The sequence below is a fragment of the Providencia sp. PROV033 genome (assembly GCF_028484855.1).
GTDB lineage: Bacteria > Pseudomonadota > Gammaproteobacteria > Enterobacterales > Enterobacteriaceae > Providencia > Providencia alcalifaciens.
Window position 1 is genome coordinate 1 of record NZ_JAMPSW010000032.1, and the last position, 4085, is coordinate 4085.

General features: G+C 41.3%; 4 protein-coding genes and 1 tRNA gene. 3 read left to right on the forward strand and 2 right to left on the reverse strand.

Annotated features, from left to right (window positions below):
• The first annotated feature begins 257 nt into the window (after nucleotides 1–257).
• Nucleotides 258–1349 (forward strand): protein-tyrosine phosphatase family protein, encoded by a 1092-nt coding sequence (locus tag PSF16_RS07740; RefSeq protein WP_272689071.1) that lies wholly within the window; start codon nucleotides 258–260, stop codon nucleotides 1347–1349.
• Between the two features lie 62 nt (nucleotides 1350–1411).
• On the opposite strand, the gene ybcJ is transcribed toward PSF16_RS07740, so the two are convergent.
• A complete protein-coding gene (gene ybcJ / locus PSF16_RS07745) occupies nucleotides 1412–1624 on the reverse strand; it encodes a ribosome-associated protein YbcJ (RefSeq protein WP_006661098.1) in 213 nt (70 codons plus the stop codon).
• 17 nt (nucleotides 1625–1641) lie between these two features.
• Nucleotides 1642–2499, reverse strand: coding sequence for a bifunctional methylenetetrahydrofolate dehydrogenase/methenyltetrahydrofolate cyclohydrolase FolD (gene folD / locus PSF16_RS07750; RefSeq protein WP_272689072.1), 858 nt, complete (start codon nucleotides 2497–2499; stop codon nucleotides 1642–1644).
• A 188-nt stretch (nucleotides 2500–2687) separates the two neighbouring features.
• Here folD and PSF16_RS07755 point away from each other — a divergent pair.
• Nucleotides 2688–2764: transfer RNA gene (locus tag PSF16_RS07755), tRNA-Arg, on the forward strand.
• Nucleotides 2765–2959: 195 nt separating this feature from the next.
• On the forward strand, nucleotides 2960–4085 hold a 1126-nt coding region (locus tag PSF16_RS07760), incomplete at its 3' end, for a tyrosine-type recombinase/integrase (protein WP_272689073.1).

The following is a 4085-nucleotide window of genomic DNA, read 5'->3' on the forward strand; positions in this document are numbered from 1 at the left end:
GTTGCCGTCACTCGGCTACTCGGGTCGCATACTTATGTATGCTCCTAGGGATTGGCGCCTTGCTACAATTCGAATAATTTAGAGAATTCAGGTTAATCAGGCTAACAAATAAGAATAAAACCCACTAAAAATGATCTGTTTTTGGTGGGTTTTTTTCATGAATTCAACCGCTAAATGTGCAAGCGAGGTAAGGAGAAGGAATGAATACTGTTCAATGAATCGAGTTGTATTCTTTTAATGACATAGTAAGGATAATTATGTTCCCGATAACGTCAACTCGCCCTGCAATGATACAAGCAGTTGCGACTCCATCGACTTCCGTAGCAGTCAATCACCCAGTTTTGACTGAGCTTAATGCAGTCAAAAACACGCCACAAACTAGCTCGGTTGTGGTAAATCCTAAAGTCTCATTGAATAAGCGCCCTAAATTAAAACTGAATATATCTCTTGTTCCCAAACAGTCTGAATTTGATAAATTGAAAGAAAAAACACAGTTATCGATAAATGAAAAAAACATTGAATATGACACTCAAGATAGAGGACAACGGTATCCGAATATTGGGAGTGCGAAACACACGCAAATATCAATACGGAGCGCTGATAAATCTATTGTGAGCCTTTCTGCTAATCGGCTACAAGTGGGGAGTGAAAATTTAGCCATTCGCTGCCAGTACCCCCAAGATAATGCTCAAGCCATTGAAAACCATTTATCTATGCTTATGGCAAACAAGACGCCGATATTAGTTGTTTTAGCATCAAAAAATGAGATCCACGGTTCTGTTTTTCAAAAAGATAAGCTGCCACCTTACTTTATGAGTAATCAAAAATATGGCGCCATTGAAGTTACCACTAGGCGAGAAAAAAAAGACTATAAAGTAGTACCTAAACAAATCAATGTAGGAGAAAAATCATTGGAGTTTAGCCAATATAAAATGGATATTTTTAATGGCTATAAAAAGCATTCAATCCCTGTGCTCCATGTGACTAATTGGGATGATGGGGGAACGGTGACAACGGAGGAGTTAGTTAAATTAAACCAGCTCATTAGAATCATCAATAAAGGTCGCTTATTTGAACTCTATAAAAATCAAGGAGTAGAAATAGAAGGAGAAAATAAACCGCTTCCCGTTATTCATTGTAAAGCGGGCATTGGCCGAACAGGGGTATTAGCGGCATGCATGCAGTGGAGAAAGGCAGGAAATAAACTATCGATGGAAAATATCGTATTAGCGTTACGGGAAACAGGAAATCCGAATATGGTCCAGAATGAAGCGCAATATCGGCAATTACAAGAATTCACAAATGTGCCATTATCCCCAACAAAAACAATCGGTAAGTGGGCTTATTGATTGAGTAACAAAAGGTAAGCTGAGTGGGGCTCAGCTTACCTTTATCAAGGATGTAGTGGAAACTACTCTTGAATTGTGATTTGTTCGCTTCCCATGGAAACAATTTTTCCTGCGACAATTTTGCAGCGTTTACGCGTTTCAACAACGCCATCAACTTGCACTAAGCCATCAGCAATCATTGCTTTTGCCATTGCGCCACTTTCAGCCCAACCTTCAATTTTTAATAGGTCGCATAGCTCAATGTGGGGATGACCATCAAGATGAAAAATATCCATTGTGACTCCAAATTACATTAAATATCGTGGTACTCTTCGCACGCCTGTAACGTGTTTTGGATCAGAGTTGCCACGGTCATAGGTCCAACACCGCCCGGTACTGGAGTGATCCATGCAGCGCGTTTTGACGCCTCATCAAAATCAACATCACCGGTCACCTTGCCATTTTCTAAGCGGTTAATACCCACATCAATAACAATAGCGCCTGATTTGATCCACTCACCCGGAATAAAATTAGGTTTACCGACGGCGACAACGAGCAAATCTGCATTGCGGACATGCTGTTCGAGATCTTTAGTGAAGCGGTGGGTAACGGTGGTGGTACAGCCTGCTAATAATAATTCAAGGCTCATTGGACGACCAACAATATTTGATGCGCCAATGATAACGGCATTTAAACCGTAAGTATTAATATCATAACGCTCAAGTAGGGTCACAATCCCTCTTGGTGTGCATGGGCGTAAGCGAGGCGCTCGTTGACATAAACGACCTACGTTATATGGATGGAAGCCGTCTACGTCTTTGTCAGGGTGAATTCGCTCAATCACTTTAACGTTATCAATACCCGCTGGGAGTGGTAATTGAACTAAAATACCATCAATGTCAGTGTCTTGGTTTAAGTCATCGATAAGTTTGAGAAGCTCGGCTTCAGTGGTCGTGTCTGGTAAATCATAAGAGCGAGATAGAAAGCCAACTTCTTCGCAGGCACGTCGTTTGCTGCCAACGTAAATTTGAGACGCAGGGTTAGCGCCTACTAGAATCACGGCAAGACCCGGTGCTCGTTTACCATTGGCAATACGAGTTTGTACTTTTTGAGCAACTTCCTGTCTAATTGCTTGCGCAATCGTTTTCCCATCAATAATTTTTGCTAACATCTGTAACTTAATCCATATATGAGACGCGGGGGATGGCTCTATTTTGTCAGAACTTGTTCGTAATGTCAGGTCTATCTGTTATATAAAGTAACCATATCGTTATTTTAGTAGTGAAAACCCATTGACTCGGCGCTCAGCAACCGTATAATTCAACGCCATCAGCCAGATAGGCTGTCTGCGCACATAATGCGCCCTTAGCTCAGTTGGATAGAGCAACGGCCTTCTAAGCCGTAGGTCACAGGTTCGAATCCTGTAGGGCGTACCATTTCGAAGTCAATGGACATCAACCGATGTCTTTTTTTATGCCTGAAATTCAGTGAATTAGCTGATTTTAACCCTTCTGCGTTCAACTGATGTCTACCTATATCAACCCACATCAAGTAATATTTGTTGGTATATGCGTTGGTACATACAGGTTCAATGAATTTTTATACCAACACAAACTCATGGGAGTTCCTATATGGCGCTAACAGATGTGAAGGTAAGAACGGCAAAGCCTGCCGATAAAGGATACAAACTCACTGACGGTGAAGGGATGCACCTTTACGTGCATTCTAATGGTTCTAAATACTGGCGGTTACAATATCGATTCGACGGAAAACAAAAAACATTAGCACTTGGTGTCTACCCTGAAATTTCTTTAGCGGATGCAAGACAGCGTAGAGATGAAGCAAAACGTCAAATAGCTAACAACATTGATCCTTCAGAACAGAAAAAGCTTGAAAAGATAGAACGCAAATCGGCGGTTAATAATACATTTCAAGCAGTAACCCTTGAGTGGCACGAATATAAAAAGCCAAACTGGTCTAAAGGTTATGCAGAAGATCTGATGGAGTCATTTGAAAATGACATTTTTCCTGATCTAGGTAAAAGGCCAATTGCTGAAATTAAGCCACTAGAAGTACTCAGTACGTTGCGTAAACTAGAAAAAAGGGGAGTGCTAGACAAGTTACGTAAGATCCGTCAAGCATGCAACCAAGTCTTCAGATATGCGATTGTAACGGGCAAAGCGGAATACAACCCTGCCTCTGAACTTGCTAGCGCATTAACACCTCCTAAAGCACAACACTATCCACATTTGCTTGCTAACGAATTACCTGAATTTCTTAATGCATTAAATCATTATTCAGGTAGCCCAATTACTCGGCTAGCAACTAAAATCCTGATGTTAACAGGTGTGAGAACTATTGAGCTACGTTTAGCAGAATGGGGTGAGTTTGATTTCGAACGCTGTATTTGGGAGATCCCCAAAGAAAGAATGAAAATGCGCCGCCCACATCTAGTTCCATTATCGACTCAAGTCATCACGGCATTACGTGAAGTTCAAGCTATTACAGGACGCTATAAGTTGGTATTCCCCGGTAGAAATGACATTACCAAGCCAATGAGCGAAGCGAGTGTTAATCAGGTCCTTAAACGTATTGGTTATCATGGAAAAGCGACTGGACATGGTTTTAGGCACACAATGAGTACTATCTTGCATGAGAAGGGATTCAATACTGCATGGATTGAGCTTCAACTCGCTCATGTTGATAAGAATACCATCCGTGGTACGTATAACCATGCTCAGTACCTTGAAAACAGAA

What these genes read in the sequence shown, in the direction of transcription:
- PSF16_RS07740 (WP_272689071.1), top strand. Translation starts at nt 258, where the DNA reads ATGTTCCCGATAACGTCAACTCGCCCTGCAATGATACAAGCAGTTGCG.
- ybcJ (WP_006661098.1), bottom strand. Translation starts at nt 1,624, where the DNA reads ATGGATATTTTTCATCTTGATGGTCATCCCCACATTGAGCTATGCGAC.
- folD (WP_272689072.1), bottom strand. Translation starts at nt 2,499, where the DNA reads ATGTTAGCAAAAATTATTGATGGGAAAACGATTGCGCAAGCAATTAGA.